Origin of the sequence: Stenotrophomonas sp. YIM B06876, from assembly GCF_030711595.1 — a bacterium.
Taxonomy (GTDB): Bacteria; Pseudomonadota; Gammaproteobacteria; order Xanthomonadales; family Xanthomonadaceae; genus Stenotrophomonas.
This window is the reverse complement of the sequence record NZ_JAUJUJ010000243.1, coordinates 711-1,207: the sequence shown is the minus strand read 5'-3', so window position 1 is coordinate 1,207 and position 497 is coordinate 711. Positions and strand designations below refer to the sequence as shown.

Sequence of the window (497 nt, the reverse complement as noted above, 5' to 3'; positions counted from 1 at the left end):
TCGGCATGGCTTTGGGCCAGTGAGTCGCGGTAGACGATGGCAGGGTGCTCGACGCCGTGCAGCAGCATGTTCATGCTGCCGATGCGCAGCATGGTGTTGTCGAAGTCGTAGCCGTGGAACATGCCGTGGTGAAAGTGCTCGTTTTGTGCTTTCACGCGCAGCATGTCGGGGTAGGTGGCGCGCAGGTATTCGCCGGCGGCGACCAGAAAGCCGCAGGTGCCCGATGCGGGGTCGCAGATGGTGTCTTGCGGCACGGGGGCGGTGAGGGCCACCATGAGTTCGATGATGTGGCGCGGTGTGCGAAATTGCCCGTTTTGCCCGGCGGCGGCGATTTTGCCGAGCATGTATTCGTACAGGTCGCCCTTGGTGTCGCGCTCGTCGAGCGGGATGGTGTCGAGCAGATCGACCACTTTTTGCAGCAGTGCGGGCGTGGGGATGGTGAAGCGCGCGTCCTTCATGTGGTGCGCAAAGGCGGTGCTGGCGGCTTCGCCGCCCGA

The 497-nt window shown here is 63.8% G+C and carries 1 protein-coding gene; it reads right to left on the bottom strand.

What is annotated here, in order from left to right; all coding sequences use genetic code 11:
- Positions 1–497 (bottom strand): N-6 DNA methylase (locus QZH66_RS16435; protein WP_305806948.1); only part of this gene is annotated, 497 nt, incomplete at both ends.